17 protein-coding genes and 1 tRNA gene are annotated in these 24,959 nt (G+C 73.3%); 6 read left to right on the top strand and 12 right to left on the bottom strand.

Going from position 1 to position 24,959, the window contains the following annotated elements; translation table 11 throughout:
• Positions 1 to 33 precede the first annotated feature (33 nt).
• Entirely contained in the window at positions 34 to 2,931 is a 2,898-nt protein-coding gene (locus tag ABTY15_RS08070; protein ID WP_502893447.1) for a penicillin acylase family protein, read from the bottom strand.
• 244 nt (positions 2,932 to 3,175) lie between these two features.
• Between ABTY15_RS08070 and ABTY15_RS08065 the strand changes: the two genes are divergently transcribed.
• The gene (locus ABTY15_RS08065) at positions 3,176 to 4,429 is read left to right on the top strand and encodes an SUKH-4 family immunity protein (protein WP_350577953.1); all 1,254 of its coding nucleotides are present in this window, start codon (positions 3,176 to 3,178) and stop codon (positions 4,427 to 4,429) included.
• A gap of 97 nt (positions 4,430 to 4,526) precedes the next feature.
• Here ABTY15_RS08065 and ABTY15_RS08060 read toward each other — a convergent pair whose 3' ends face one another.
• Positions 4,527 to 6,248 (bottom strand): ADP-ribosyltransferase domain-containing protein, encoded by a 1,722-nt coding sequence (locus tag ABTY15_RS08060; RefSeq protein WP_350577950.1) that lies wholly within the window; start codon positions 6,246 to 6,248, stop codon positions 4,527 to 4,529.
• Between the two features lie 166 nt (positions 6,249 to 6,414).
• Between ABTY15_RS08060 and ABTY15_RS08055 the strand changes: the two genes are divergently transcribed.
• A complete protein-coding gene (locus ABTY15_RS08055) occupies positions 6,415 to 7,092 on the top strand; it encodes a macro domain-containing protein (protein WP_350577947.1) in 678 nt (225 codons plus the stop codon).
• A gap of 38 nt (positions 7,093 to 7,130) precedes the next feature.
• Here the strand turns inward: ABTY15_RS08055 and ABTY15_RS08050 are convergent, their stop codons facing one another.
• Complete coding sequence (locus ABTY15_RS08050) at positions 7,131 to 7,901, bottom strand: VOC family protein (RefSeq protein ID WP_350577944.1); 771 nt, start codon at positions 7,899 to 7,901, stop codon at positions 7,131 to 7,133.
• A 375-nt stretch (positions 7,902 to 8,276) separates the two neighbouring features.
• On the opposite strand from ABTY15_RS08050, the gene ABTY15_RS08045 reads away from it, so the two are divergent.
• Positions 8,277 to 8,350 (top strand) — tRNA-Met (locus ABTY15_RS08045).
• 161 nt (positions 8,351 to 8,511) lie between these two features.
• On the opposite strand, the gene ABTY15_RS08040 is transcribed toward ABTY15_RS08045, so the two are convergent.
• Positions 8,512 to 9,249: an SDR family oxidoreductase gene (locus tag ABTY15_RS08040; protein ID WP_350577941.1), complete on the bottom strand. Its 738-nt coding sequence runs from the start codon at positions 9,247 to 9,249 to the stop codon at positions 8,512 to 8,514.
• Positions 9,250 to 9,358: 109 nt separating this feature from the next.
• Between ABTY15_RS08040 and ABTY15_RS08035 the strand changes: the two genes are divergently transcribed.
• Positions 9,359 to 9,922 (top strand): TetR/AcrR family transcriptional regulator, encoded by a 564-nt coding sequence (locus ABTY15_RS08035; protein ID WP_350577939.1) that lies wholly within the window; start codon positions 9,359 to 9,361, stop codon positions 9,920 to 9,922.
• Positions 9,923 to 9,986: 64 nt separating this feature from the next.
• Here ABTY15_RS08035 and ABTY15_RS08030 read toward each other — a convergent pair whose 3' ends face one another.
• From ABTY15_RS08030 to ABTY15_RS08015, 4 genes are all read right to left on the bottom strand, one after another.
• On the bottom strand, positions 9,987 to 10,499 hold the full coding sequence (locus ABTY15_RS08030) for a nuclear transport factor 2 family protein (protein WP_350577936.1): 513 nt from the start codon (positions 10,497 to 10,499) through the stop codon (positions 9,987 to 9,989).
• Between the two features lie 55 nt (positions 10,500 to 10,554).
• Entirely contained in the window at positions 10,555 to 11,919 is a 1,365-nt protein-coding gene (locus ABTY15_RS08025; protein ID WP_350577933.1) for a carotenoid oxygenase family protein, read from the bottom strand.
• 48 nt (positions 11,920 to 11,967) lie between these two features.
• On the bottom strand, positions 11,968 to 13,503 hold the full coding sequence (locus tag ABTY15_RS08020) for an MFS transporter (RefSeq protein WP_350577931.1): 1,536 nt from the start codon (positions 13,501 to 13,503) through the stop codon (positions 11,968 to 11,970).
• A 124-nt stretch (positions 13,504 to 13,627) separates the two neighbouring features.
• Positions 13,628 to 15,628, bottom strand: a complete 2,001-nt coding sequence (locus ABTY15_RS08015; protein WP_350577929.1) for an ATP-binding protein — start codon at positions 15,626 to 15,628, stop codon at positions 13,628 to 13,630.
• A gap of 247 nt (positions 15,629 to 15,875) precedes the next feature.
• Here ABTY15_RS08015 and ABTY15_RS08010 point away from each other — a divergent pair, with 247 nt between their 5' ends.
• On the top strand, positions 15,876 to 17,105 hold the full coding sequence (locus ABTY15_RS08010) for an alpha/beta hydrolase family protein (protein ID WP_350577926.1): 1,230 nt from the start codon (positions 15,876 to 15,878) through the stop codon (positions 17,103 to 17,105).
• 110 nt (positions 17,106 to 17,215) lie between these two features.
• Here ABTY15_RS08010 and ABTY15_RS08005 read toward each other — a convergent pair whose 3' ends face one another.
• The 4 genes from ABTY15_RS08005 to ABTY15_RS07990 form a co-directional block, all read right to left on the bottom strand.
• Positions 17,216 to 18,022, bottom strand: a complete 807-nt coding sequence (locus ABTY15_RS08005; RefSeq protein ID WP_350577920.1) for a DeoR/GlpR family DNA-binding transcription regulator — start codon at positions 18,020 to 18,022, stop codon at positions 17,216 to 17,218.
• A 259-nt stretch (positions 18,023 to 18,281) separates the two neighbouring features.
• On the bottom strand, positions 18,282 to 19,313 hold the full coding sequence (locus ABTY15_RS08000) for an ABC transporter permease (protein ID WP_350577918.1): 1,032 nt from the start codon (positions 19,311 to 19,313) through the stop codon (positions 18,282 to 18,284).
• Positions 19,310 to 20,884, bottom strand: a complete 1,575-nt coding sequence (locus tag ABTY15_RS07995) for a sugar ABC transporter ATP-binding protein (RefSeq protein WP_350577916.1) — start codon at positions 20,882 to 20,884, stop codon at positions 19,310 to 19,312. Before ABTY15_RS07995 ends, ABTY15_RS08000 begins: the two co-directional genes overlap by 4 nt.
• Positions 20,885 to 21,031: 147 nt before the next feature.
• Entirely contained in the window at positions 21,032 to 22,081 is a 1,050-nt protein-coding gene (locus ABTY15_RS07990) for a substrate-binding domain-containing protein (protein ID WP_350577913.1), read from the bottom strand.
• 399 nt (positions 22,082 to 22,480) lie between these two features.
• Between ABTY15_RS07990 and ABTY15_RS07985 the strand changes: the two genes are divergently transcribed.
• Positions 22,481 to 24,940: an RICIN domain-containing protein gene (locus tag ABTY15_RS07985; protein WP_350577910.1), complete on the top strand. Its 2,460-nt coding sequence runs from the start codon at positions 22,481 to 22,483 to the stop codon at positions 24,938 to 24,940.
• The last annotated feature ends 19 nt before the right edge of the window (positions 24,941 to 24,959 follow it).

The raw sequence follows: 24,959 nt of genomic DNA, 5'->3' as shown, positions 1-24,959 counted from the left end.
CCGGTCGTTGTGGGCCCGTCAGCGGTGGATCGGTCAGCGGTGGGCCGGGAACTGCACCACCTGCTGGTAGGTCGGCCGGTTCTGCCAGGTGGTCTTGGCGTCCGTCACCCCGCCCAGCGGGCGCTGGATGATCGTGTCGGCGCACCACTGGTCGCCCGCCGCGCAGTCCGCGTCGCCGGGGTAGACCTGGGCGGCGGTCTGGGCGGCCGCCCGCTTCAGGGTGTCGAGCAGGACGGCCCGGCAGGCCGCGAGGTCCCCGCCGCCGCAGTACGGGCGGGCCAGTGGCCCGGCCACCTGGTCGCCGAGGACGGCTCGCAGGTCCTTGTCCAGGTAGCTCCACCAGCCGTACTGGAAGGCCGAACCCTTGTGCGGGATGGCCTCGTTGGCGCTCACCGGCCCGCCGCCGGGGCCGCTCTGCCCGCCGGAGGGGGACTCGTTGACCTGCAGTGCGCCGGCCAGCGCGGTGAACAGCTGGTCGCCCAGCCCGGGCCGCATCACGCCCTCGGCCAGCAGCGGCCACCAGGCGTCCATCACCCGGATGGCGGCGGCGTCCGCGTACGTGTGGCTGCCCGCCGAGGTCTCCTTCCGCAGGCCGCCGTCGGCCAGCCAGGCCTCCAGCTGTTGCAGGGCGGTGGCGGTGGCCGGGTCGGTGACGGGCCCGCCGCGCAGCACCCGGATCAGGTCCGGCAGCACGTCCTCGGCCCGCAGGTCGGCCAGGGCGGCGCCCTCCATGGCCTGGGTGAGCGATACCCGGCTTGCCCGCCCGCCGTTGGCCAGCAGCGCCTTGACCCGGTCGTCCAGCAGGTTGCCGCGGTGCACCGAGCCGTTGCCGAACCCGGCGGCGGTGTAGGCGTCGGCCTGCTTGTTGTTCCAGGAGACGTAGTAGTCCTGGTTGACGGACTGCGGGTGCTCGGCCGGCGGGGTGTACCGGGCGGTGTTGCTGGCCGGGTCGAAGTCGGCCCACTCGTACGCGGGTTCGGCCTTCAGCGGGAGTCCGGCGTCGACGCCGGGGGCGCGTACCGGGTTGCTGCCGGAGTTGTAGTAGGCGATATCGCGGGAGTCCGCGTAGAACCAGTTGAAGGTGTAGTTGATGTCCTGCGCGGCCCGCTGGAAGCTCGCCGCGTCGTGCACCGCGCCGGGGTCGTTGAGCTCCTGGAAGCCGATGATCGAGTCGGCCTCGTGCCGGTAGGTGGAGCGCAGCGAGGTGAACGCGACCGGCGCGCCGCCGACCGTGCCGCGGGCGGTGACCAGGCCGTACCGGGAGCGGTACATCACCAGCGTGTAGGAGCCGGCCGGGGTGGAGTCGGCGGTGGTCGGGCTCCAGGCGTTCCTGCGTTCCAGCCGGTCGAAGGGCAGGCACTGGCCGTGCCAGAGGTAGGAGTCGGCGGCGGTGGTGACCGGGGAGCCGTCGGTGGTGCAGAGCGGCACGGCGTAGGTGTCGGTGATGTCCTGGCCGGCGGAGGTGGCGCTCCAGGCGTAGTCCTGGCCGCGGCCGAGCTGCACGTAGAAGCTCAGGCCGGCGAAGGCCGCGCCGCGCGCGCTGATGCCGGGGCCCTGGATCTCCTCCAGCATCAGCAGCTGCGGGGCGAAGTAGCCGGTCTGCGGGCCGAACACGGCGACCGGGTGGCCGTCGTCGGTGTGCGCGCCGGAGACCAGCAGGGCGTTGGACATGCCGTGCTTGGCGCTGAGCAGGTTGCCGGGCAGCACGCCGGGGGCGGCCTGCGCCGTGGCCGTCGCGGTGGCCGCCGTCGTGGCCTTCACCCCGGCCGAGCCGGTGGCGTCGTAGACCATCCGCTCGGGCACCACCGAGCCCGGGTCGGGCAGGGCCGCGCCCTGCGGGGTGTCCGGCACCGGGGCGTACGGGAAGCGCTGCCCGTCGTGCAGGGTCTGGACGGCCTCGGGGTCGTCGGCCTCGCGCAGCGACTTCCAGACCGCGTCGCCCGCCTCCTTGCCGTACCGGGCCTCGGCGGCCGACCTGACCTGGGCGGAGTTGAGCTCACCGCCGCCGCCGGAGCCGAACAGCGCGCCGACCACGGAGGCGAGGGCGACCAGGTCGGTCAGCTTGAACGGCTCGATCGACCCGGCGTTGGTGATCGGGTCGACGTGCCCGGTGAGGTCGTACTCGCCGGGGAAGTAGCGGCCGTTGTAGGACTCCTTGACGTACTGGTTGATTCCGTCCAGGTAGGCGGTGGCGTCGGCGAGCGCCTGGGTGGCCCGGCCGCCACGGGCGGCGATCGCGTCGATCTGCTGCTGGAGCTCCGCCTCGGTGTACGGGGCGGCCTGCCAGAAGGACTGCTCCAGCTGGCGGTTGGCGGCGGCCCCGCCGGCGAAGCCGGACAGCTGGCCGCGGCCGACGTGCCGGAACAGGTCCATCACCCAGAGCCGGTCCTGGGCGGCGGCGTACCCGGCGCCGAACTCGGTGCCGTACCGGGTGGTGCCGGTGATGTGCGGGACGCCGGTGGCCTTGTCGCGGACGATGGTCACGTCGCTGCGCGGGTTGCTGGTGCTGGCCACCTGGTCGGCGGGGACGCCGAAGGAGGCGTCGTTGAAGAAGTTGCGCAGGGTTGCCCCGGTGAGGCCGGGGTAGCCGGAGGCGAGCGCGGCGTAGGGGCCGAGCTGGTCGTCGGTGTGGGCGGGGCGGCTGCCGAACATCCGGTTGAGCAGGATCTCGGCGAGGGTGGCGTTGCCGTTCTCACCGGGCGGCAGGATGTCCGCGCAGTGCCCGCCGCAGTAGTCGCCGGCCACGGTGACGGCGGGGGCGGCGGGGGCGGCTGAGGTGGGGGTGGCGGGGGCGGCCGAGGTGGGGGTGGTGGTCAGGGCGGCGGTGACGAGCAGGGCCGACGCGACGGCGGCGGCCGGGAGTCGGAGTCGGAGGCGGTGGGGGTGGGGGTGGGGGTGGGGGTGGGGGTGGGGGTGGGGGTGTGAGGGCAAGACGAGCTCCTCCGTCGAAGCCACGGGGAGTCGACGGTAGGGGTGCTACTGGCCGGTTGGCTAGGGGCGTGCATGTCATTTCCACTGGGGTGCCGCGGAGTTGACGGGCCGTGAGGGCGACGGCCGGGCGGCGTGCCAGCGGTGTGTCAGCGGTGTCGGTGGCGTCGGCTAGGGTTCGGGCGCGGCGATGTGGAGATCATCGCGAGGGTCGTCCGCCGGAAGGCGGGGGAGGAGGCGAACGGCCATGGAGACCAGCGTGCACGGCGAGGAGGCCCGGCGACTGCCGGCCGGGCTCACCCACGCCCCGAGCCGGGCGCGGCTCGCCGCCGGCGGGCTGCCCCGGTCCTACGCCTACCTGGACTTGACGGCATCGCACGAGCCGCTGCACACCGCGGCCTCCTGGTACGACGACCTGTCGGCGGCCGAGGCCGCGGCCGCCGAGGGCCTGATCGTGCTCGGTGAGGCGCAGTACCACCCCGAGCTGGCCGACGAGCCCGCCACCGTGCTGCTCGACGGCGCGACCGGCGAGGTGTACCTGGCCTTCGTGGACGACGGCGGCACCCTCCGGCGGGACTTGCTCGCCAGCAGCCTGGACACCCTGACGGCCCTGATGATCGAGGTCGAGGCCGTCACGGCGGGCGCGGCCGAGGCCTTCGGGCCGGACGAGGAATCCGACGAGGAACTCGATGAGGAGGAACCCGACGAGGAGGACGGACCGCGCGGACCGGCGACGGTCGCCGAGGCCGCCGCGATATCCCGCGGGCGGATGCGCGCCGCCGACCCGGAGCTGTTCGAGCGCACGGCGGACCACCCCGCGCACTGGGAGACGGCGATGCTGGTCCGCTCCCTCGCCTGGGCCGCCCTGCCCGGCGAGCCGGACGGCCTCACGTACGCCCTCGTGCCGGCCCTGGTCGAGGAACTGGCCGAGCTCACCGACGCCACCGTCCGCCGCTTCGCGGACGCCGAACTGCCGCCGGAGCTCACCCATGCCCCGACCCGCCGCCTGCTGACCGAGCTCGGCCTGCCGCAGTCCGGCCGGGGCATGCTCCAGGTGGATCCGGAGAGCCCGCTGTCCCCGCTGACCGAGGACGACGCGGAGGACGACGACGCCGACGTCGAGGACGACACCGAGCCCGAAGACCGCCCGTACCTGGCCCTCGCCGACTGGACGTACGACCTCGTCATCGCCCTCGACGGCACCACCGGCCGCCTCGAACTGCCCGGCTGGCAGGAGGAGGGCGAGCCCGCCGCCTACCTCCACCACGACGTCTCCGTCCTCCTCCTCGTGCTCTGGACGCACGAGCGCCTGCGCGCCGAGCGCCACCGCTGGCACAGCGAGGACGCCCGCGCCGCCTGGTCCGTCTTCGACCCGCGCGAACTCCTCGACGCCGCAGCCGAATCCGCGCTGCGCGCCGTCGACCCGGAGGCCTTCGCCACCGAGGAGCACTTCTGGCCGATGCTGGCCGAGGACGGCCACATGGGAAGCCTGCTGGAGTGACCCCGGCCACGTCCTCAGCCGGCGGCCCGGGCCTGCGCCTCCCCGGCCGGGGCCCGGGCTACGGTGGGCGGCCGGTCGGGCGGCCGGTGCTGGATGGTCAGGAGACCAGGGGCGGCTCCGGCAGCTCGGTCAGGGTCACCGTGCAGAGGCCGCCGCGCTCGGCGCGGACGTCCGTGACCTCCAGCTGGGTGCCGGGGAGGAGGATGAACTCCTCCTCGCCGGTGAAGGCGGAGAACTGGCGGATGCCGGCGGCGCGGAGCGGGCGCACCTCGAAGAGCGTCCGCTTGCCGCGGCTGCCGAGGAAGGCCCTCGCCACACCGGGGTCGGAGGTGCAGGAGGACACGCCCCACCAGGTCACCGTCTTGCCGAGTGGGTACTGCCCGCGCAGGTCCAGCGGCACCCCGCGCCACAGCGGCCCGGTGCGGGCGGGGAGCTGGGAGACGGCCGCGAACAGCAGCCGCAGGTACGGCAGGTAGGGGACGAGCCGGGTGCGGTCCGGGGAGCGCAGGACGGCGTTGATCTCCCGGTAGAACGCCGACTCGCAGGTGTAGAGGTAGAGGGCGGCGATGGCGTCGGCCGACAGGCCGTCGGTGGACAGTCCCCCGGTGGACCGGCCGTCGGCCGCCGGAACGGTGGTCGCCTCCGCCCGCCGGCCGCCGAACTCGTACGACCGCGCGACGTGCCGGTCCAGCCCGGACAGCAGCTCCGCGACCGGGCCGACGGCCGTGCGGAAGTCCATCAGCGGGGTGTCGAACACCCCGGTGATCGCGGGCAGGGCGAGCCCCTCGTCCTTCACGCCGGCGAGCCGCTCCAGGTACAGCTGGTGCAGCTCCATGGTGGAGGCGATGAACGCGCCCATCCGCTCGGCGACCTCGCCGCCCGCCCCGCCCGCCGCGCCGGCCCCCGCCGTCGTGTTCCACCCCGTGCTCGGCAGCCAGTCGATCTCCTCGGCGCCCAGCGAGGCGAGCGCCGCGTTCACCGTCCCGAAGTGGTCGTCGTCGCAGAAGACGTCGCCCTGCGCGGCCGGGTTGGGGTGGTCGATGTGCCGGACCTCGACCCCGGGGTACTTCTTCTGGAGCCGGAGCACGACGCTCTTCAGGCTGCGCGCGTGCGCACCCCACCAGGCGAAGACCACACCGCGGTCCTCCTCCTCGGGCGCCTCCTGCTTGGCCCGCAGGATCTCCTCGACGATCCGCTCGGCGACCGGCCGCCAGAACGCGGTGTGCCGGTCCGGCCCCAGCGCGCCGTCGCTGCTCGCGGTGAGCGCCGCGTTCAGCAGCAGCACCCCCTGGGTCAGCATCGCCTGGAACCACTCCGGCGGCTGGACGGCGTCCTTCTCCCGCAGCAGCGCGCGGATGTCGGCGATCGGGGTCTTCTTGGGGATCCCGTACTTCCACATCGCCGCGGCCTTGATGATGCAGCGGATGCTGACCACCCGGCCGAACTGGCTGTCCTTCCAGTCGTGGAAGGTGTTGTCGAACATCGCTATGCCGGTGGCGCTCTCCGGCCGTGGGTAGGGGTTCTGGCCGAAGACGACCACCTTCCACCGGTGCGGCGCGTGCGGCTTGAGCGCCTGGAAGGTCAGCTCCCGGACCGGGACGACCTCCGGGGACCGGCCCGGGCCGATGAAGGAGGCCGCGTCGGGCTGCGCCTCGATGACCGGCTTCAGCAGCGGGAGCCACGGCTCGCCGCCGCCCTTGAACAGCTCCGCGAGGGCCAGCGGGTCGTTCGGGTCGCTCGGGTTGTTCAGGTCGGTCGGGTTGGCCGGGTTGGCCGGGTCGTTCGGACCGGGCTGGGCGGGGGTGTGCGCACTGGTCATGGCGGAGGGCTCCGAACTGCTCGCAGGCGGGTGAGGTGCCGTCAGGCCCTCGGTGGTTCAGCACAGTCCTACCGCCCGGGTCCGACAACGCCCGGACCAGGCGTTGTCAGTGGTGTCCGCTAGCGTCGTGGCCAGTTGAGAGACCCCGGCTCGAACGGAGCGAAGCATGAGCATGGACCAGGTGCGGCCGCCGCTCAGGGTGGTGCTGACCGACCTCAACGCCACCGTGGTGGAGGCGTGGCGGGCGGCGTTCGCCGACACCCCCGGCATCGAGATCCGCCAGGGCTCGATCCTCGACGAGGACGTCGACGCGTGGGTCACCCCCACCAACTCCCGTGGCCGGATGGACGGCGGGGTCGACGCGGTGATCAAGCGCCACCTCGGTGCCGGCATCCAGCTGCGCGTCCAGCGCGCGATCCGCGACGGGTTCGGCGGCGTGCTCCCGGTGGGCGCGGCCGTCTGCGTCCCCTCCGGGGCGAGCACGCCCCGGTTCCTGATATCGGCGCCCACCATGGCGAGTTCGGCGCAGAACGTGAGCGAGACGCTGAACGTCGCCCTCGCCTGCGCCGCCGCGTTCCAGGCCGTCCACCAGCAGAACCGGCGCGCTCCCGGCAGCATCACCTCGGTCGCCCTGGTCGGCATGGGCGCCCAGACCGGCCGCGTCCCGGCCCGGGTCTGCGCCAACCTGATGTGGACGGGCCACACCCTCTTCCACGACCACGACTTCGACGACTACGCCGACCTGCGCGCCACCGTCCTCGCCCAACTCGATGACCTCGAAGCCGCCCCGGCGACCCACCGGGTCCGCCTCACCCCGCCCACCCGTACGACCGGCCGGCGCTGATCACCGGCCGCGAGGCCGGCCGACACCCTGACGCCCGTTCACCCCGTGGCGCCGTTGACCGCCCAGACGCTGAACGCCGCGCCCTGCGGGTCGCGCAGGGCGGCCAGCGGGCCCACCGGGGTGTCGACCGGTCCGTGTACGACGGTGGCGCCGAGCTCGGCGGCGCGGGCGGTGACGGCGGCGACGTCCGTCACGGCGAAGTAGACGATCCAGCGGCTCTCCACCCCCTCGCGTGGGGGCGGGATGATCCCGCCGATCATGTCGTCACCGGCCACCAGACCGGTGAACGGGGTGCCGGCCAGGTCCACGGTCCTGGTGGTGAGGCCGAAGACGTCCTGGTAGAACCGCAGGGCGGCGTCCCGGTCGGCGGTCATCAGCTCGCTCCAGGTGTACGCGCCCGGCTCGTTGACGACGGTGGCGCCGGCCTCCGGCCCGGCCTGCCACAGCCCGACCGTCACGCCGCTGGCATCCGTGGCGAGGGCCGCCCGCCCGGCCCCGTCCGCCCCGGTCACCGTGCTCGCGGCGCCCGGCGGCGGTGCGAGCAGCGCGCCACCCGCCGCCCCCACCCGGGCGGCCGCGGCGTCGAGGTCGTCGACGGCGAGGTACGTCCGCCACGCGGAGGCCCCGTCCGGCGCCACCGTGATTCCGGCGACGACCCCGTCCTGCCCCAGCGCCACCGACCCGCCGGGCCGGTCCTCGAACTCCCAACCGAACAACCGTCCGTAGAAGGACACGGCGGCCACCCGGTCGGCGGTCCACAGCTCGACCCGGCTCGGGGTCCCTTCACGACAGGACGTGCGAAGCGGCACTTCGGATCTCCTCAGTTCATCGGGGGCGGCACGGCCACGCTCTCCGGCCTGCGCACCGAACGCAGCCGCCCCCTGCTCGGCGAACCGAACAGGGGGCGGACACGTTCTCTGACGTCATTTCAGTCTAGGCGCACCGCCCCCACCGGCGCGACCCCCGCCGGCGCGACCCCCGCCGGCGCGATCCCCACCGCCCCGCGACGCCTGCCCCCACCTGCGCGACGCCCGCCGTCCCCGCGACGCCGAACGGCGGGGCGCCTGGGCGCCGGGCGGCCGGTTGGTCGGAGATCGTTGTGGATCGTCCAACCGAGCGGCCGCACCCGCCGGGTAAACCGATTTCGTGTTTGGCCGGTGCGTCGCATAGAGTGGTCTCACCGACGCGGGGTGGAGCAGCTCGGTAGCTCGCTGGGCTCATAACCCAGAGGTCGCAGGTTCAAATCCTGTCCCCGCTACTACCGGAAGCCGGGGTCGATGCGTGATCGCATCGGCCCCGGCTTCGTCGTTCGGTGGGCCACTCATCAGTGAGCCGCCGTTGATCCCCCTTGAGGCAATTAATTCGCGTCAAGGGGGACGCACGAGTGCCGGAGCCGAAGCGCGCCCCGGTGGCCGGCCGTCAGCCCTGCGCGGTCGGCCGGACGACGAGGTCGTTGACGTCGACCGCGGCCGGCTGGGCGATCGCGAAGGCGATCGTCTCGCCCACCGCCTCCGGCGGGATCGCGAACTCCTCCTTGGCCGCGGTGAGTTCCGCGCGCACCTGCTGGTCCGGGACGGAGTCGACGAAGTCGGTCCGGACGAATCCGGGCGATACGACGGTGACCCGCAGACCGGCTCCGGCCTCCTGCCGCAGGCCCTCGGAGAGCGTGCGCACGGCGTTCTTGGTCGCGGCGTAGACGGCCTGGTTGGGCACGATCCGCAGGCCCGCGGTGGAGACGACGTTGACGAAGTGGCCGCTGCCCTGCGCCCGGAAGACCGGCAGGGCGGCGGCGATGCCGTACAGCACACCCTTGAGGTTGACGTCGACCATCGCCTCCCAGTCCTCGACGCGCAGGTCGTCGAGCGGGGACACCGGCCCGATGCCGGCGTTGCCGACGAGCACGTCCAGGCGGCCGAACCGCTCGCGTGCGAGCGCCACCAGGGTGGCGAGGTCGGCGCGGCGGGTGACGTCGACGGCGGTCCAGGCGGCCTGACCGCCGTTCGCCGTGATGCGGTCCGCGAGGTCCCGCAGGCGCTCGGTGCGCCGGGCGCCGAGGACGACCTTGGCTCCGCGCTCGGCGAGCAACAGGGCGGTGGCCTCGCCGATCCCGCTGCTGGCGCCGGTGATGGCGACGACCTTCCCGTCGACTCCGGACACGTCGAACCTCCTCTACACTCGAACCGGACACGTGTCCGGTACTGGTCCGGACAGGCTACCGGACACGTGTCCGCTTTGCTGTCGAGGACGACGATCGGGAAGGCCCGGAATGACCCAGGAGCCCCACGCGGCACGGCGAACCGACGCCGAACGGAACCGCACGCTCATCCTTGAGGTCGCGCGTGACGCGCTCGCGCGCTCCGGCGAGGTCACCATGAAGTCGATCGCGCAGCAGGCGGGCGTCGGGCAGGGCACGCTCTACCGCCATTTCCCGACCCGCGAAGCCCTCGTGCTGGCGGTCTACCGGCACGACGTGGGCGAACTGGTCGACGCGGCGAAGGACCTGCTCGCCGAGCACGAGCCCGCGGAGGCGCTGCGGCTCTGGTTCGACCGGTTGGCGGCCTTCGGGCGGGTCAAACACGGCCTCGCCGGTGTCCTGCACGCGGCCACCCGACGGGACCTGTCCGCCACGTACTACCAGCCGGTGGTCGACGCGATCGACCGCCTCCTGCACGCCGGCCGGCAGGCCGGCCAGGTGCGCGCCGACGTGGACGCGGCGGACGTCCTGCTGCTGGTGAGCTTCCTCTGGCGCGCCGACCAGGACGAGGACTGGGACCGGCGCGCCCGGCACCTGCTGCGGATCGCCCTCGACGGGCTGGTCACCACCCGCTGAGCCCGCAACGCTCGCGCCCGGCGGCAGAACCTGCTGCCGCCGGGCGCGAGTCGCCGGGTGCCGGTCAGTGGGCGGGCGGGGTCCAGTCGGCGGGCAGGCCGGACCGGGTGAGGATCTCGGCGAGGCTGTAGTGGTCCTGGTCGGAGGCGATCAGGCCGTGGTCGTCGAGGTCGAGCAGGGTGGTCATCGGCACGGCGAAGGCCGTGCGCGCGCCCTTGAGGTGGCCGGCGTAGACGGTCTCGACGGTGATCCGACCGCCGTCGCGGTTCGCGGCGCGCACGGTGACGTGGATGTCGTCGATGACGCGGTCCGCGCGGGCCTTCCAGCCGGAGATCTCCCGGCGGCCGTGGAAGGCGACACCCACACCCAGGTCGGTGTAGACGCCGTCGGCGGTGAACAGGGCGCCGAGCTCCTCGGGGTCGGTGCCGTTCCAGGCGCAGGCCCAGGCGGTGACGATCCTCGGCGGGCGCCGACCGGCGTCCGGCGCGTCCGTCGCGGCGGACGCGGAGGTGACGGGCGCGGCGGACAGGGCTGCGGCGGCGATCAGCGTGGTCGCGGCTCGGGGCAGTCGGGACATTCGTGGGCTCCTTTCAACGGGTGCTTCGGGCGGTGGCGCGTCGGGTGCGCGTACGTCAGCCCCGGTCGGCGTCCGGGTCGCCGTCGGGGATCCAGGAGCCGTGGATGCCGGCGGTCACCCGGTGGGGCAGGTGGACGGTGGCGACCCGGTCGAGACCGGCGGCGTCGAGGACCAGCAGCTGCGAGGCGTCCTGCTTGAGGTCGGAGACGACGGTGAGCAGGTAGCCCTCGTCCTCTCCGGTCGCGCCGGCGGCGGGGACGAAGACGGCCTCACTGGGCAGCCGGGCGTCGCCGATCTGGCGGATCCGGCGGGCGCCGGTGATGCGGTCGTACTTCACGACGCCGTAGCCGCCGAAGCCCTGGTCGTCGGGGAAGGAAACGGCGTACTGGTACCGGTTCTCGGTGCCCAGGTAGGCCTCGTTGAGGGTCGGGAACTCCACCGGCAGGTCGTCGACGATCTGCTCGTCGACGCTGCCGGCCGCCAGGTCGATCACCCAACGGCGGGTGTAGGAACGGGAGTTCGGCTCGCTGCTGCGCCCCGGGGCGCCGATCCACCAGTTCCAGGAGAGCCGGAACCCCTCCCGGTCCACGGTGGGGCCCTCCAGGACGATGCGACCCCGGCCGTCCTCGTAGGCGTTGGCGACGTGCAGCATGTTGCCCGGTTCGATGGAGAACCAGCGGATCTGCCGGGCGCCGTCGCTCCCGCGCGGCATGATGCCGATCCGGGCGGGCTGCTGGTCGCTCCAGCCGTACGGGATGCCGGACCGGTCGGTGGGGTCGAAGGTCACGTTGCCCTCGATGAAGACCACGTGGTGACGGGTGATCGCGAAGTCGTGCTTGAGCGAGGCGGTCGCCCCCGGCACCTCGACGCTGTGGACGATCTCGCCCTTGGCGTCGGCGACGTGGTACGTCAGGAACGGCGGGACGGGCGAGGACCCGAAGAAGTGGAGCTCACCCGTCACCGGGTCCTCCTTGGGGTGGGCGGTCATCGCGGTGCGCAGCCTGCCGTTGAAGTCGAAGGCGCCGACGGTGTCCAGCTCCGGCGTGAGCTCGAAGGGCAGGTTGGCCTCGCAGAGGGCGAGCAGCCGTCCGCCGTGCTCGATGACGTGGGTGCCGGCCACGCTGGCGGTGAGGTCGGGTCCGTTCTCGGTCATGTAGGGTGCGCCGTCCAGGGCGGGGGTGTGCACCCAGCGGTTGCGGTACCACTCGGCGCGGCCGTCGCGCAGCCGGATGCCGTGGACCATGCCGCTGCCCTTGAACCAGTGGGTGGGCGTGACGCCGGGCTTGGGGTTGTGGCTGTTGCGCAGCAGTCGGCCGGTCAGCTCGGGGGGCAGGGTGCCCTCGACGGTGAGGTCGGTGGCGGTGACCTCCTCGGTGAGGGGGGTGTAGTGGCCGGTCAGGTACGGCTTGCGGGTGGTCATGGCGGAACCCTTCGGTGGATGTGTGACGGTTGGTCGGATGGTGGATGGTCAGGCGGACTGTCTGGCCGGGGCCTTGCGGCGGCCGGGCGAACCCGGAGGGGGAGCGGCGTGCGTGGTCGCGGTCGTCCGGCCGGTGCCACGGGTGAGGAACGGGGTGAGCAGCGCGGTGGCGGCCAGGACCGCGGCGGAGACCGCGAAGGCGGTGCGGTAGCCGGCGGTGAGGGCCTCCAGCCGCGGCTGGTGGGTGGCCGCGCGGGTGGTGACGGATCCGGCGAGGGTGGTCAGGACGGCGAGGCCGATCGCGCCGCCGACCTGGCGGGTGGTGTTGACCAGCCCGCCGGCCAGCCCGGCGTCCCGGGGCGGGACGCCGTCCACGGCGAGCGCGGTGAGTTGGACGAACGCGATGCCGAGCCCCAGACCGATCAGGAGGCTGGGGCCGAGGACGTCGGCGAGGTAGCTGCCGTCGGCGCTGATCCGTGACAGCCAGAGCAGGCCGGCGGCCTCGGTGAGCAGGGCGGCGATCACGGTCGTGGTCGCGCCGATGCGCCGGGAGATGCGCGGCGCCAGGGCGGCGCCGACCATGTTGGCGCCGGCGAGCGGGAGTTGGCCCGCTCCGGTGGCCAGCGGCCCCGATCCGAGGACCTGTTGCTGGTAGAGCGGGAGGAAGAAGAACAGCGCGATCCATCCGGACCCGAGCAGCGCCATCAGCAGGTTGCCGGTGGCCACCCGGCCGGTGGCGAGCAGCCGCGGTGGGATCAGCGCGTTCGGCCGGCGGAGCTCGATCACGCCGAAGGCAGCGAGCAGGGGGGCGGCGGCGCCCAGGGCAGCGACGACCCGGTCGTCGCCCCAGCCGGCGCCGCGTGCGGTGGTCAGGCCCCAGACCAGGCAGGTCAGGGCGAGGGTGACGGTGGCGGTGCCCAGCAGGTCGAACCGCCCGGCCGCCCGCCCGGCCGCCGCCGGCACGAGGGCCGCCACGGCCGCCAGCACCAGCGCCGACCCGAGCGCGACCGCGTGGAAGATCCACGGCCAGCCCCAGGCCTGGGTGAGCACACCGCCCAGCAGGACGCCGCCCGCCCCGCCCGCGCCGGAAACCGCGCCCCACACCGCCAGGACCCTGCCCCGCCCGGGCCCGGAGGGGAGCTGCTCCATCGCCAGGGCGAGCGCGGCCGGGGCGATCGCCGCCGCGGCGAGGCCCTGGACGGCCCGGGCGGTGATCAGCACGCCCGAGGCGGTGGCCAGTCCCGCGGCCAGCGAGGCCGCCGCGAACAGCGCGAGCCCGCCGGTCAGCACCCGGCGGCGGCCGAGCAGGTCGGCCGCCCGTCCGCCGGCCAGCAGCAGCGCCCCGAACGCCAGGCCGTAGGCGTTGACCACCCAGGTGACGGCGCCGTCCGAGAGGCCGACCCCGGCGCGGACCTGCGGCAGCGCCACGTTCACGATCGAGGTGGCGAGCATGACGGTGAACTGGGCCGCGGCGAGCGCCGCGAGGGCCGCCCCCGGACGGCCGGACCGGCTGGGCGCCGGCCCGATCTGCGGGCCGGCCGGTCCGACCGCCGCCGACCCTGTCTGCGTGCGTGCAACGTTCATGCCGCACAGGCTCGGGCCGGGCGCTGTCCACTTGCCAGGCCAGATCCGGGGCGAGGACTGTCCACCGCTGTCCGCACCTGTCCGGGCAGGCCACCCCGCTCCGGGGGCTGACTCCGAACGGCGCTCAGCGAGGCCCGTGCAGCTCCTGCTGCCACAGCGCCTCGCAGAGCAGGTCCAGGCCCTGCCGCAGGTGCCGCCGGTACGTGCCGTAGGGCAGGCTCAGCCGGCGGGCGGCGGCCTCCTGGGTGGGCGCACCGGAGAAGTAACCCGCCGTCAGGGCCTCGCGGGCGCGGGCACCGCGCGGGTCGCGGGCGAGGTCGTCCACGGTTTGCCGCAGCAGGGCGCGCAGCTCCCTGACGGGTTCGCCGAGGTCGGCCGCCAGCCGGGTGCGCAGCAGCGCGCAGGCGGCGAAGGCGCCCGCGTCCCGCCAGTGCGCCAGGGCCTCGCGGACGGCCTGGTCGAACGCGGTGCGCGAGACGCCCGGCAGCCCGGCCTGGGTGGGTACGGCCGTGGCCGCTATGAAGTGGCGGAGCCAGGTTTCGACGGGCACCTGGCGCCAGTCGACGCCGAACACGCCGTAGGTGTGCGCGCCGACCCGCGGTCGGGCACCGGTGTCGGCGAGGCTGCCCTTGACCCGCTCGGCCCAGGTCTCGGCGTCCCGCCAGACGGCGAAGCCGTAGGCGCGACCGCGGGCGCGGGCGGACTCCGCCTGGGCGCGGGAACTGCTCAGGTCGATGACGCGCGAGGGGACCTGGTACCGCTCGGGGTAGACCGTGAAGCGGCTGATGCCGATGTGCTCGCCGGGGCGCACCGGCGCGGTGGCGTCGGTGTACTCCCATGCGGCGGCGACCACGGGATCGGTGGCCAGGTCCTCGGGGTCGGCGGGGGCGGGCAGGGCGAGGCGGGCTGTGAACGCCACGATCCGGCCCGTGCTCACCAGTCGGTAGACACTGAAGGCCTGCGGCTGGCGTTCGGCCCAGTAGCGGACCAGCTCGGCGGACTCCTGGCCCTCGGTCTGCGCGGCCATCCGCAGCACGACGTCGAGGTCGTCCGGGTGCAGCGGCCGGTCGTGCACCTCGTCCTCACGGGACCAGGTGCGCAGCCGGGCCACGATCTCCCCGTCCCGGAAGAGGTGGAAGAGCTCGTCGGTGACGGTCCAGACCCGCTCCTCGGGGGCCTCGCGCAGCAGCCGCAGGTACTCCTCGGCCAGCCGTTCGCGCATCGCCACGAAGGCGTTCGGGGCCCGCCAGCGCAGGTCGGCGGCCAGCGTCTCGCGTGCGGCGTCGTGCGGGTGGAGCCCCCGGTGGGTGGACTCCATGAAGGGCAGGTCCCGGAGCCAGCCGAACAGCAGGTGGGCGTCCTCGTCGGGCAGCACCGAGGTGAGCAGTTCCTCGGAGGTCGAGTAGGCCTGCGCCGCCACCTCCAGGGCGCGGCGGTGGGCCGCGGTCGGCACCTCGCCGATCAGGCCGGACAGCAGGGTGCGCAGGACGTCGGCCGAGGGCGTCCAGACGTCCTCCCGGCTCCAGTCCGCCACCCGGGCGGCGGCCGCGAGCGACAGGGCCAGCGGGTTGCCTCCGGCGAACCGCAGGACCCGCTCCCGCAGTTGGGGCAGGACCTGGGCCGTGGCCAGCAGGGCCCGGGCCTGCTGCTCGGAGAACGGTTGCAGTTCACGGACGCACAGCAGCCCGGCCCAGGCGGGATCGGTGGTCCACTGCGGCTGCGGTGCGAGCCGGCCGGCCAGGACCACCAGGGTGTCGTCGGCGGCGCGGGGCAGGAAACGCTGCCACAGCCAGCTCTCCAGCCACTGGCAGTGCTCGAAGGAGTCGACGAACAGGACCGTCCCGGGGACGTCCAGGAAGGGCGCGGCGACCCGCTCGACGTCCGCCGGGTCCCGGCTCAGGAACCGGCCGTCCAGCTCCAGCAGCGACCGTCCGGCCGCGCGGGCGTGGTCCGCCAGGCGGCGGAGCAGCGTCGACTTACCGATGCCGCCCGGTCCGACCAGGTAGAACGCGAACGGCGCCCGCGGATCGCCGGCCAACGCCTGTGCGAAGCAGGCGAGTTCCTCGTCCCGGCCGATGAAGGCCTGGACCCGTGCGCTGCTCAGTCGATCGTTGACGGACGCCATGACGGCTCCTCTCCCCAGATGTCGGCACCGGACCGTGCCGTCCGGAACTCCCGTGCGCTGCCCCTTCGACGACTGAACGAAGCAGCCCCAAGAGTTCAACGCCTTCGGGGCGCCGGTGGTTGGAACCGCCCCGCCGGACGCGGGTGGACAGCAGTGGACATCCACCGCCCCCACCAGGCCTGGATAGTGGACACCGCCCCGGACCAGGGTGTGCGTCATCGAACATCCCGTGCACCGAGGAGCACTGATGAAGCCTCTTCTGTTCCCCGACGACGCGCAGTTCTGGTACGAGACCCTGCGCTCGTTCGGCCACATCGCCTACGGCGGGGCCGACTTCGGCGAGGTCGTCTCGACGGCCGGACGCATCGTGGAGGGCGACTACGACAGTTGGCACGACGAGTGGCTGGCCACCGCCGACCGGGTGGCCGGCGAAGCCCGGAAGACGCTGGAGGCGGGCCACCTGGTGAGCGCCCGGGACGGATTCCTGCGGGCGTCGAACTACTACCGCTCGGCGGAGTTCTTCCTGCACGGCAATCCCTGCGACCCCCGCCACGACCACGCCTACGACCGCAGCGTGCAGTGCTTCCAGGCCGCGGCGGCCCTGTTCACCCCGCGGATCGAACCGGTCCGCATCCCCTACGAGGGCACCACCCTGCCCGGCTACCTCTACCGGGTCGACACCTCCGGAACCCCCCGGCCGACCCTGATCCTGCACAACGGCTTCGACGGCACGGCGGAGGAGATGCACTTCGGCGGGGCGATGGCGGGCGTGGAGCGCGGCTACACCGTCCTCGCCTTCGACGGACCGGGGCAACCGGGGCCGCGTCACCGCGACGGACTGGTCTTCCGCCCCGACTGGGAGAACGTGGTGGGCCCGGTGCTCGACTTCGCGCTGACCCTGCCGGAGGTCGACGCCGAGCGGGTCGCGCTGCTCGGCAACAGCATGGGCGGCCTGCTCGCCCCCAGGGCGGCCGCGTTCGAACGCCGGCTGGCCGCGGTGGTCGCCCTCGACGGCGTCTACGACCTCGGCCGGGCGGTCACCCCGTTCGTGCCCGCCGGCGGCGCCCCGGCCGAGGAGCGGCTGCGCGCGGCCTTCGATCCCGAACTCGACGCCCGACTCGACCAGTTGAGCGCCGGCAACCCGGTGCTGCGGTGGGCGCTGAACCACGGCATGTACGTGATGGGAGCCGACACCCCCCGCGCCTTCGGTGCCGCCTACCTCGACTACCACCTCCGCGACGGCATCGCCGAGCGGATCGAATGCCCCGCCCTGATCTGCGAGGCCGCCGAGGACCTGTTCTTCGCCGGACAGGCCCGGGAGCTCTACGACCACCTGACCTGCCCGAAGACCCTGATCGAGTTCACCGCGGAGGAGGGCGCCGACGCCCATTGCCAGGCCGGAGCCCAGCGACTCGCCCTGGCCCGGATCTACGACTGGCTGGACGACACCCTGGGTCACCGGCCCACGGCCGGCTGAGCCAACTGGCCCCGGTGTCCGGTGAACCGCACACCGGGGCCACCCTTGGGTCTCTACCGCGGTGCCCTCGGCGGGGGCGCGGCAGGTGGCCTGACCGGGGCGCCGCCCGGTCAGCCGGTGGCCGGTACCACGACGAGCTCGCCGACCGCGTCGGCGAGCGCGCTGCGGGCCGCCGCCGGGAGGGCGTCGTCGGTGATGAAGCAGTCGACCTCCGCCAGGGAAGCGAAGCTGCTCAGGCCGACGACGCCCCACTTGGTGTGGTCGGCGACGACGACGGTACGGCGGGCGGAGGCGATCAGGGCCCGATTGGTCTGTGCCTCGGCCAGGTTGGGCGTGGTGAGTCCGGCCTGCTCGCTGACGCCGTGCACGCCGAGGACGAGCAGGTCCACGTGGAGCGTGCGGATGGTCTGATCGGCCAGGGCTCCCACCAGGGCCGCGGAGCGGGTCGGCGTCCCTCCGGTCAGCAGGAGCGACGGCACGCTCTCCCGTCCTTCGCTCTCCGCCGCCCACAGCAGGTCGGCGATCCGCAGGGAGTTGGTGACGACCGTCAGCTGCGGGATCTCCAGCAGCCGGGAGGCGACCGCGTAGGTGGTGGTTCCGGCGGACAGCGCCACCACGCTGCCCGGCTCGACGCGTCGCGCGGCCGCGTCCGCCAGCGCGGCCTTGGTGCTCTCCTCCAGCCCGGACTTGACCTCGAAGCCGGGTTCGTCCGTGCTCGCGGCCCCCATCGCGATGGCCCCGCCGTGGACCTTCTGGACGGCTCCCTGACGGGCCAGTGCGTCCAGGTCGCGGCGGATCGTCATGTCCGACACGCCGAACTGTTCGACCAGCTCGGCGACGCGCACCGCGCCGGCCCGGCGGGTGGCCTCCAGTATCAGCGCCTGGCGCTGCGGGGCGAGCAAACTCTGGTCAGCCACGGAGGCCCTTTCGATCGAACGTGCGCGGCTCCGCGGAGGGCCGGGCGGGGCGGCCGGCGCGGCCGCGTCGGTGACCGGGAGCCGTCGGCGGCGACATGATCCAGTATCCCAGGACGTCGGCGCGCCCCTTCCCGGTCGGTCGGTCGGCCCGGACGGCGGGGGCACTGCCGCACCGGACCGCAGGCACGGCCCTGCCGGTGCCACCGGCAGGGCTGGCACCGGCAGTTCCGGGCGGGGCGGGGCGGGGCGGGGCGGGCGGTCAGGCGGGCAGGCCGACCGCCCGTTCGCGGTTGCGGCGCTGCTGGATGACCACGGCGGCGACCAGCAGGGTGCCCTGGGCGACGTTCTGCCAGAAGGCGTTGATGCCCTGGACGGTGAGGCCGTTCTGCAGTGCGCCGAGCAGCGCGACGGCGAGCAGGGTGCCGCCGATGCTGCCCTTGCCGCCCTTGAGGGCGCAGCCGCCGAGCGCAGCGGCGGTGATCGACTGGAGCTCCAGGCCCTCGCTGCCGGAGACCGGCTGGCCGCTGCCGGTGCGGGCGGTCAGCAGCACGCCGGCCAGGGCCGCGACGGTGCCGGAGAGCGCGTAGGCGGCGATCAGGTACTTGTTGAGGTTGATGCCGGCCAGGCGGGCGGCGGTGTCGTTGCCGCCGATCGCGTAGATGTTGCGGCCGATGTCGGTGTAGGTGAGCAGGGCGTGCACGGCGGCGGCGGTGAGGATCAGCAGCCAGACCATGGTGGGCAGGCCGGCGATCTTGCCCCGGCTGAGGAAGACGAAGACCGGGTCGTTGCGCACGTAGCCCTGGGCGCGGCCGTCCGAGACCAGCTGGGCCACGCCCTTGTAGGCGGCGAGGCCGGCGAGGGTGGCGATGGTCGGGTTGACCCGGCCGTAGATGATGACGACGCCGTTGAACAGGCCGATGCCGGCGCCGATGGCGAGTGCGGCCCCGATGCCGAGGTACGGGTTGGCGCCGGTGGAGGTGAAGACCATGGCGCTGGTCACGGAGGCCAGGCCGGCCTGGGAGCCGACCGAGATGTCGAGGCCGCCGCAGATGATCACGACGGTCTGGACGACGGCCAGCAGGCCGGAGATGGTGGCGGCCTCGGCGATGACCTGGATGTTGTCCCAGCCGACGAAGTTGGAGTTGAGCGAGCCGAACAGGGCGACGACGGCGACGAGGGCGCCGATCAGGCTGAGGTTCTGACCGCCGATCGCGGCGAGCAGGGCGCGCGGGCCGCCGGACCGGACGGGCAGGGCCCCGGCGTCCGGCGCCGGGGGAGTGGCAGTGGTCATCGGACTTCTCCGGTCTGGGCGGGGGTGGTGGCGGCGAGGTCGTCGGCCATGGCGAGGGCGAGGATCGCCTCTTCCGTCGCCTGGTCACGGGTCAGTTCGCCGGTCGTGCGGCCGTTCTCCATCACCACGACCCGGTCGGCGAGGCCGAGGACTTCGGGCAGTTCGGAGGAGATGACCAGGATGGCGGTGCCCTCGCGGGCGAGGTCGGCGATGATCTGGTAGATCTCGGCCTTGGCGCCGATGTCGACGCCCCGGGTGGGTTCGTCGAGGATCAGCAGGTCGGGCTTGCGGGCGAGCCAGCGGGCGAGGACGACCTTCTGCTGGTTGCCGCCGGAGAGGGTGCGGACCTGCGCCTCGATGGAGGGGGCGCGCACGCGCAGCCGGTCGGCGTACTCCTGGGCGAGGGCCCGCTCCTGGCGCTGCTTCACGAACCGCCAGCGGCTGAGCCGGCGCAGGCTGACCAGCGAGGTGTTGTCGCGGATCGTGCGCTGGAGGAACAGCGCCTGGGCCTTGCGCTCCTCGGGGGCCAGGCCGATCCCGGCGGCGATGGCGGCGCGCGGGTCCTTCAGCCGCAGGATCTCGCCGTTGAGGGCCACCGTGCCGGAGCGGATCGGGGCGTCGCCGGCCAGGGCGAGGGCGAGTTCGGAGCGCCCGGCGCCGATCAGGCCGGCCAGGGCGACGACCTCGCCGGCCCGGACCGCCAGGCTGACCCCGTGCACGTCGTCGGTGGTGAGGCCCCGGACGTCCAGCACGACGCGGTCGGTGGCGACCTGCTGGCGGACGAACAGCGAGGAGAGGTCCCGGCCGACCATCAGCCGGACGAGCTCGCTCTCGTCGGTGGCGGCGGCCTCGACCACCCCGGCGACCCGGCCGTCGCGCAGTACGGCGATGCGGTCGGCGAGTCGGAAGATCTCCTTCATCCGGTGGGAGACGTAGATGACGGCGATGCCCTCGTCGCGCAGCCGTCGGATGAGGGCGAACAGGGCCTCGACCTCGTGTTCGGAGAGCGAGGAGGTGGGCTCGTCGAAGGCGATCGCACGTGGCGGCACGGCGCCGGTCAGCGCCCGCATGATCTCGACCAACTGGCGCTGGGCAGCGGTGAGTTCGGAGCCGAGCAGATCCGGGTCGAGGACCTGGTCGAAGCCGAGGCGGGCCAGGTCGGCGGTGATCCGGCGGCGCAGCTCGGCGCGGTCCAGGCGGCGCAGTCCGGTGCGCGGCAGCGAGCCGGCGTAGACGTTCTCGGCGACGGGGACGTGCGGGATGATCTCGGGTTCCTGCGGGATGATCCGGATCCCGGCGCGGCGGGCGTCCTGCGGGGAGTGCAGGTCGACGGGCCCGCCGTCGAGCAGGACGCGCCCCCCGGTGGGGCGGTGGTCGCCGGTGAGGATGCGCAGCAGGGTGGACTTGCCGGCGCCGTTCTCGCCCATCAGGGCGGTGACCCGGCCGGGCGGGAAGGCGAGGGTGACGTCGCTCAGCGCCTGGACGGAGCCGAAGCGCTTGGACACGCCCTCGGCGCTCAGGCCGGCGGAGCTGCTCGGCGGAGGGAGGGGGGACGGTGCGGGTGTGGTCATCGGGGCCTCGCTGGCAGTGCGGTGCGTACGGTCTGGGGGAGCCGCGGGTACGGTCGGCGGCTCCGGTGGTCGCGGGTACGGTCGCCGGGAGTGGTGCCGGTGCGGCGGGTCGGTGCCCGCCCGCCGCACCGGCGGCTCGACGCGGCGTCAGCTACAGGACACGCCCGCGGACTGCCAGGTGGCGGCGTCCACCATCTTGGTCGGGGCGAAGGCCTCCTTCGGGAAGTCCTTGCCGTTCTTGAGCTTGTCGTACATGGTCTGCACCGAGAGGGCGCCGACGTCCTTGCCGTTGATGAACAGGGCGGCCTTCATGCCGGAGGGCTTGCCGGAGGCCCAGTCCTTGCACGCCAGGTAGGCGCCCAGGCCGACGCCGTCGATGTCGGCGGGGCTCACCCCGGAGTTCTCCAGGGCGGTGACGGCGCCCTGGACGTTCTCGTCGTTGCAGCCCCAGGTCACCCAGTGCTTGATGCCGGGGTTGGCGGTGATGGTGGCGGCGACCTTGTCCTGCGCGCCGGTCGGGGTGTTGTCGGTGGCGACCTCGATGGTCTGCACGCCCGGTGCGGCCTGGTCGAACGCCGCCTTGGCGGCCTTCACCCGGTCACCGCAGACGGTGACGTCCTGCTTCCAGGCGGCGATGATCCGGGTGTCGGCCGGGTTCCAGCCGGCCTTCTTGAACTCCTCGGCGGCGCGCTGGCCGACCTGCTGGCCCATCTGCTGGCCGGAGAAGCCGATCCGGGGCACCAGGTCGGTCGCCGCGCACTGCGCCGGGGCCGGTCCGCTCGCGCAGACCTGGTCGTCGGAGGTGAGCAGTGCGGCCTTCGCGTCCCGGGCGGTCTGGACCACCTGCGGCCCGACCGCCGGGTCCGGCACCACGATGATCAGGCCGTTGCTCTTCTGCGCGATCGCGGCCTGCACCTCGCCGACCGTCTTGTTCGCGTCGTTGCCGAGGTTCACCACCTTCAGGTCGGCCCCCAGTTCGGCCGCCTTGGCCTTCGCCCCCGCGGCCTCGTCCACGAAGTACTGCTGGTCGCCCTGCTTCTGCAGGTAGGTGATCGAGACCTTGCCGGACACCGGCGCGACCGGGGCGTCCGCACTGTTCGAGGACGTCTGCCCGGTGGAGCAGGCGGTCAGGCCGAGGAGGGTGACCAGGCTCAATGCGGCGGCCGGGGCCAGGTGGGCACGAGGGGAGAGGCGCATGGGGGCTCCTGAGGGTGGGGGAGTGATCGGCCAGAATCAAACACGGCCGATCAGAAAGCCTCGCAATCAAACGTGGCTGCAAGGAAGCGCCCGGACAGCTTCGGGCAAAGCTGAGTCAGCGTCAATAGTGCAGGCAAGGAGTGCTGGAGTGACGGGAGAGGCATCGAATCCCCGCTCGGAGGATGCCTGATCACAGCTGCCGGCGCGCGGAAGGTGCGACCGGTGGCGTTGAATTTGATGCCAACTTGTTGATTGCTGTTGGAAATTGGGTCTACTCTCCTGCCCGGCGTTCCGACATGCACCCGCCAGGGCCCGCCGTCCCGACGTGCCGTCCGTGCCCCGAGCCCTGTCGACCCCCCACCCGCGCATGCCGCCAGAGCCGCAGGACAGGAGTAGCCGATGAGCGAACCACCCCGCCCGTTGCGCCGGAGGATCGCCGCACTGGCGGCCCTCGCGCTGGGCGTCGCGACCGCGGTGGCGGTCGTACCGACGGCCGCCGCCGCACCCACAACTGCGGTCCGGTCGGTGATACTTGACGGATCATCAGCAGGCCGCGCCTTCGACGGCCTCGGGGCGATCAGCGGCGGCGGAGCCACCTCACGGCTGCTGATGGACTACCCGGAACCCCAACGCAGCCAGGTGCTGGACTACCTCTTCAAGCCCGGCTACGGCGCCTCGCTGCAACTGCTGAAGGTGGAGATCGGCGGTGACGCCAACACCACCGACGGCCCCGAGCCGTCCCACATGCGCACCCCCACCGAGGTCGACTGCAACCGCGGCTACGAGTGGTGGCTGATGGAACAGGCCAAGGCCCGCAACCCCGGGATCACCTTCTACGGCCTGGAATGGTCCGCACCGGGCTGGCTCAACGGCGGCATCTGGTCCCAGGACAACATCACCTACCTGGAGTCCTGGCTCGGGTGCGCCCAGCAGCACGGCTTGAACGTCGGCTACCTCGGTGGCTGGAACGAGCGCGGCTACGACAAGGCCTGGTTCGAGAAGCTGCGCGCCGACCTGGACGGCCACGGCCGCCAGGGCGTCACCCTGGTCGCGTCCGACAACGACGACGAGCACTGGTCGGTCGCCGACGATCTGGCCGGCGACCCCGCCTTCGCCAAGGCCGTCGGCGTCGTCGGCGTGCACGGCACCTGCTGGCACTCCGTCCCCGTCTACACCGCCTGCCCGGGCAGCAGCACGGCGACCGGGCTGGGCAAACGGCTGTGGGCCGTCGAGGACGACAACGACAGCGCCGGCGCCGACCCGGCGGCCCTGGCCCGCAACGTCAACCGCGAGTACATCGACGCCAGGATCACCGCCGACATCAAGTGGGCGCTGGTCGGCTCCTGGCCCGCGAACCTGCCGTACGCGGGCGCCGGCCTGATGGCCGCCGACCAGCCCTGGTCCGGTAACTACACGGTCGGCCGGGACATCTGGGTGATGGCGCACACCGCCCAGTTCGCCAAGCCGGGCTGGCAGTACCTGGACGGCTCCAGCGGCTACCTGTCCGGGGCGGGCGCCAACGGCGACCCGCACAGCGGGAGTTACGTCACGCTCAGGTCCGGCCAGGACTACAGCACGGTCATCGAGTCCACCGACGCCACCACCGCGCAGACCCTGAGCCTCAAGGTCGCCGGGGGCCTGTCCACCGGCCCGGTGCACGTCTGGGCCACCGACCTGCGCTCCACCGACCCGTCGCGGTGGTTCGTCCACACCCAGGACGTGACACCGCGCGGCGGTTCGTACTCCCTGACCGTGCAGCCCGGTTACCTGTACACCGTGACCACCACCACCGGCCAGGGCAAGGGCGCCGCCGTGCCGCCCGCCGCCGCCGGAATGCCGCTGCCGTACCAGGCCGACCTCAGCGGCTACGCCGCGGGAGCCACCGCCCGCTACTTCCACGACTGGGCCGGCGCCTTCGAGACCGCGCCCTGCCCGGCCGGGGCGACCACCCCGGTGTGCCTGCGCCAGGTCATCACCCGGGCCCCCATCCCCTGGCACGACGACATGAACTACACCCCGCTCACGCTCATGGGCGATCCGGGCTGGACCCACTACCGGGCGAGCACCGATGTCTCGCTCGAACAGGCCGGCAGCTCCGCCGAACTGCTCGGCCGCATCGACCACGTCGACCACGACCGCTCCGGCTACCACCTGAAGATCGACGACACCGGCGCCTGGAGCCTGTTCAGCGAGGACCGTTCCGGCACCGACACCGTGCTGGCGAGCGGCAGTTACCCCGGCGCCGGTGCCGGCACCTGGCACAACCTCACGCTGGCCGTCCAGGGGCAGACCATCACCGCGTCGATCGACCACAGCCAGGTCGCCTCGGTCGCCGACGCGGGCCACGGCATCGGTCAGATCGGCCTCGGCGTCGGCGGCTTCCAGCAGGCCTCCTTCGCCAACACCACCGTCGCGCCGCTGGCCGCACCGGCCACCCACACGGTGACCAGTGTCAACAGCGGCAAGTGCCTGGACGTCACCGGGGCCTCCACCGCCGACGGCGCCCAGGCCGTCCAGTGGACCTGCGGGGCCGGCCAGGCCGGCCAGCAGTGGTCCCTGGTCCCGGTCGCCGGAACCGGCACCGTCCAACTGGTCTCGGCCAACAGCGGCAAGTGCCTGGACGTCACCGGGGCCTCCACCGCCGACGGCGCCCAGGTCATCCAGTGGACCTGCGGGGCCGGCAAGGCCAACCAGCAGTGGACCCTCGTCCCGACCCTCGGTGCCCGCGTCCAGCTGGTGTCGGCCAACAGCGGCAAGTGCCTGGACGTGACGGCTGCTTCGACCGCCGACGGCGCCCAGGTCATCCAGTGGACCTGCGGCGGCGCCGGGCGGGCCAACCAGGAGTGGACCGTCTCGTAACGGGCCTGCGAAATCCCCT

The organism is Kitasatospora sp. NPDC097643 (genome assembly GCF_040302625.1).
Classification (GTDB): Bacteria; Actinomycetota; Actinomycetes; order Streptomycetales; family Streptomycetaceae; genus Kitasatospora.
The sequence above is the reverse complement of the archived record's forward strand: the minus strand, read 5'-3'. Positions and strand labels throughout refer to the sequence as shown.

Excerpts from the sequence above, each read along its gene's own strand:
- ABTY15_RS08030 (WP_350577936.1), bottom strand. The coding sequence starts at position 10,499 with ATGTCCCGACTGCCCCGAGCCGCGACCACGCTGATCGCCGCCGCAGCC.
- ABTY15_RS08060 (WP_350577950.1), bottom strand. The coding sequence starts at position 6,248 with ATGACCAGTGCGCACACCCCCGCCCAGCCCGGTCCGAACGACCCGGCC.
- ABTY15_RS08015 (WP_350577929.1), bottom strand. The coding sequence starts at position 15,628 with ATGGCGTCCGTCAACGATCGACTGAGCAGCGCACGGGTCCAGGCCTTC.
- ABTY15_RS07990 (WP_350577913.1), bottom strand. The coding sequence starts at position 22,081 with ATGCGCCTCTCCCCTCGTGCCCACCTGGCCCCGGCCGCCGCATTGAGC.
- ABTY15_RS08025 (WP_350577933.1), bottom strand. The coding sequence starts at position 11,919 with ATGACCACCCGCAAGCCGTACCTGACCGGCCACTACACCCCCCTCACC.
- ABTY15_RS08000 (WP_350577918.1), bottom strand. The coding sequence starts at position 19,313 with ATGACCACTGCCACTCCCCCGGCGCCGGACGCCGGGGCCCTGCCCGTC.
- ABTY15_RS08010 (WP_350577926.1), top strand. The coding sequence starts at position 15,876 with ATGAAGCCTCTTCTGTTCCCCGACGACGCGCAGTTCTGGTACGAGACC.
- ABTY15_RS08020 (WP_350577931.1), bottom strand. The coding sequence starts at position 13,503 with ATGAACGTTGCACGCACGCAGACAGGGTCGGCGGCGGTCGGACCGGCC.
- ABTY15_RS08055 (WP_350577947.1), top strand. The coding sequence starts at position 6,415 with ATGAGCATGGACCAGGTGCGGCCGCCGCTCAGGGTGGTGCTGACCGAC.
- ABTY15_RS07985 (WP_350577910.1), top strand. The coding sequence starts at position 22,481 with ATGAGCGAACCACCCCGCCCGTTGCGCCGGAGGATCGCCGCACTGGCG.
- ABTY15_RS07995 (WP_350577916.1), bottom strand. The coding sequence starts at position 20,884 with ATGACCACACCCGCACCGTCCCCCCTCCCTCCGCCGAGCAGCTCCGCC.
- ABTY15_RS08065 (WP_350577953.1), top strand. The coding sequence starts at position 3,176 with ATGGAGACCAGCGTGCACGGCGAGGAGGCCCGGCGACTGCCGGCCGGG.
- ABTY15_RS08035 (WP_350577939.1), top strand. The coding sequence starts at position 9,359 with ATGACCCAGGAGCCCCACGCGGCACGGCGAACCGACGCCGAACGGAAC.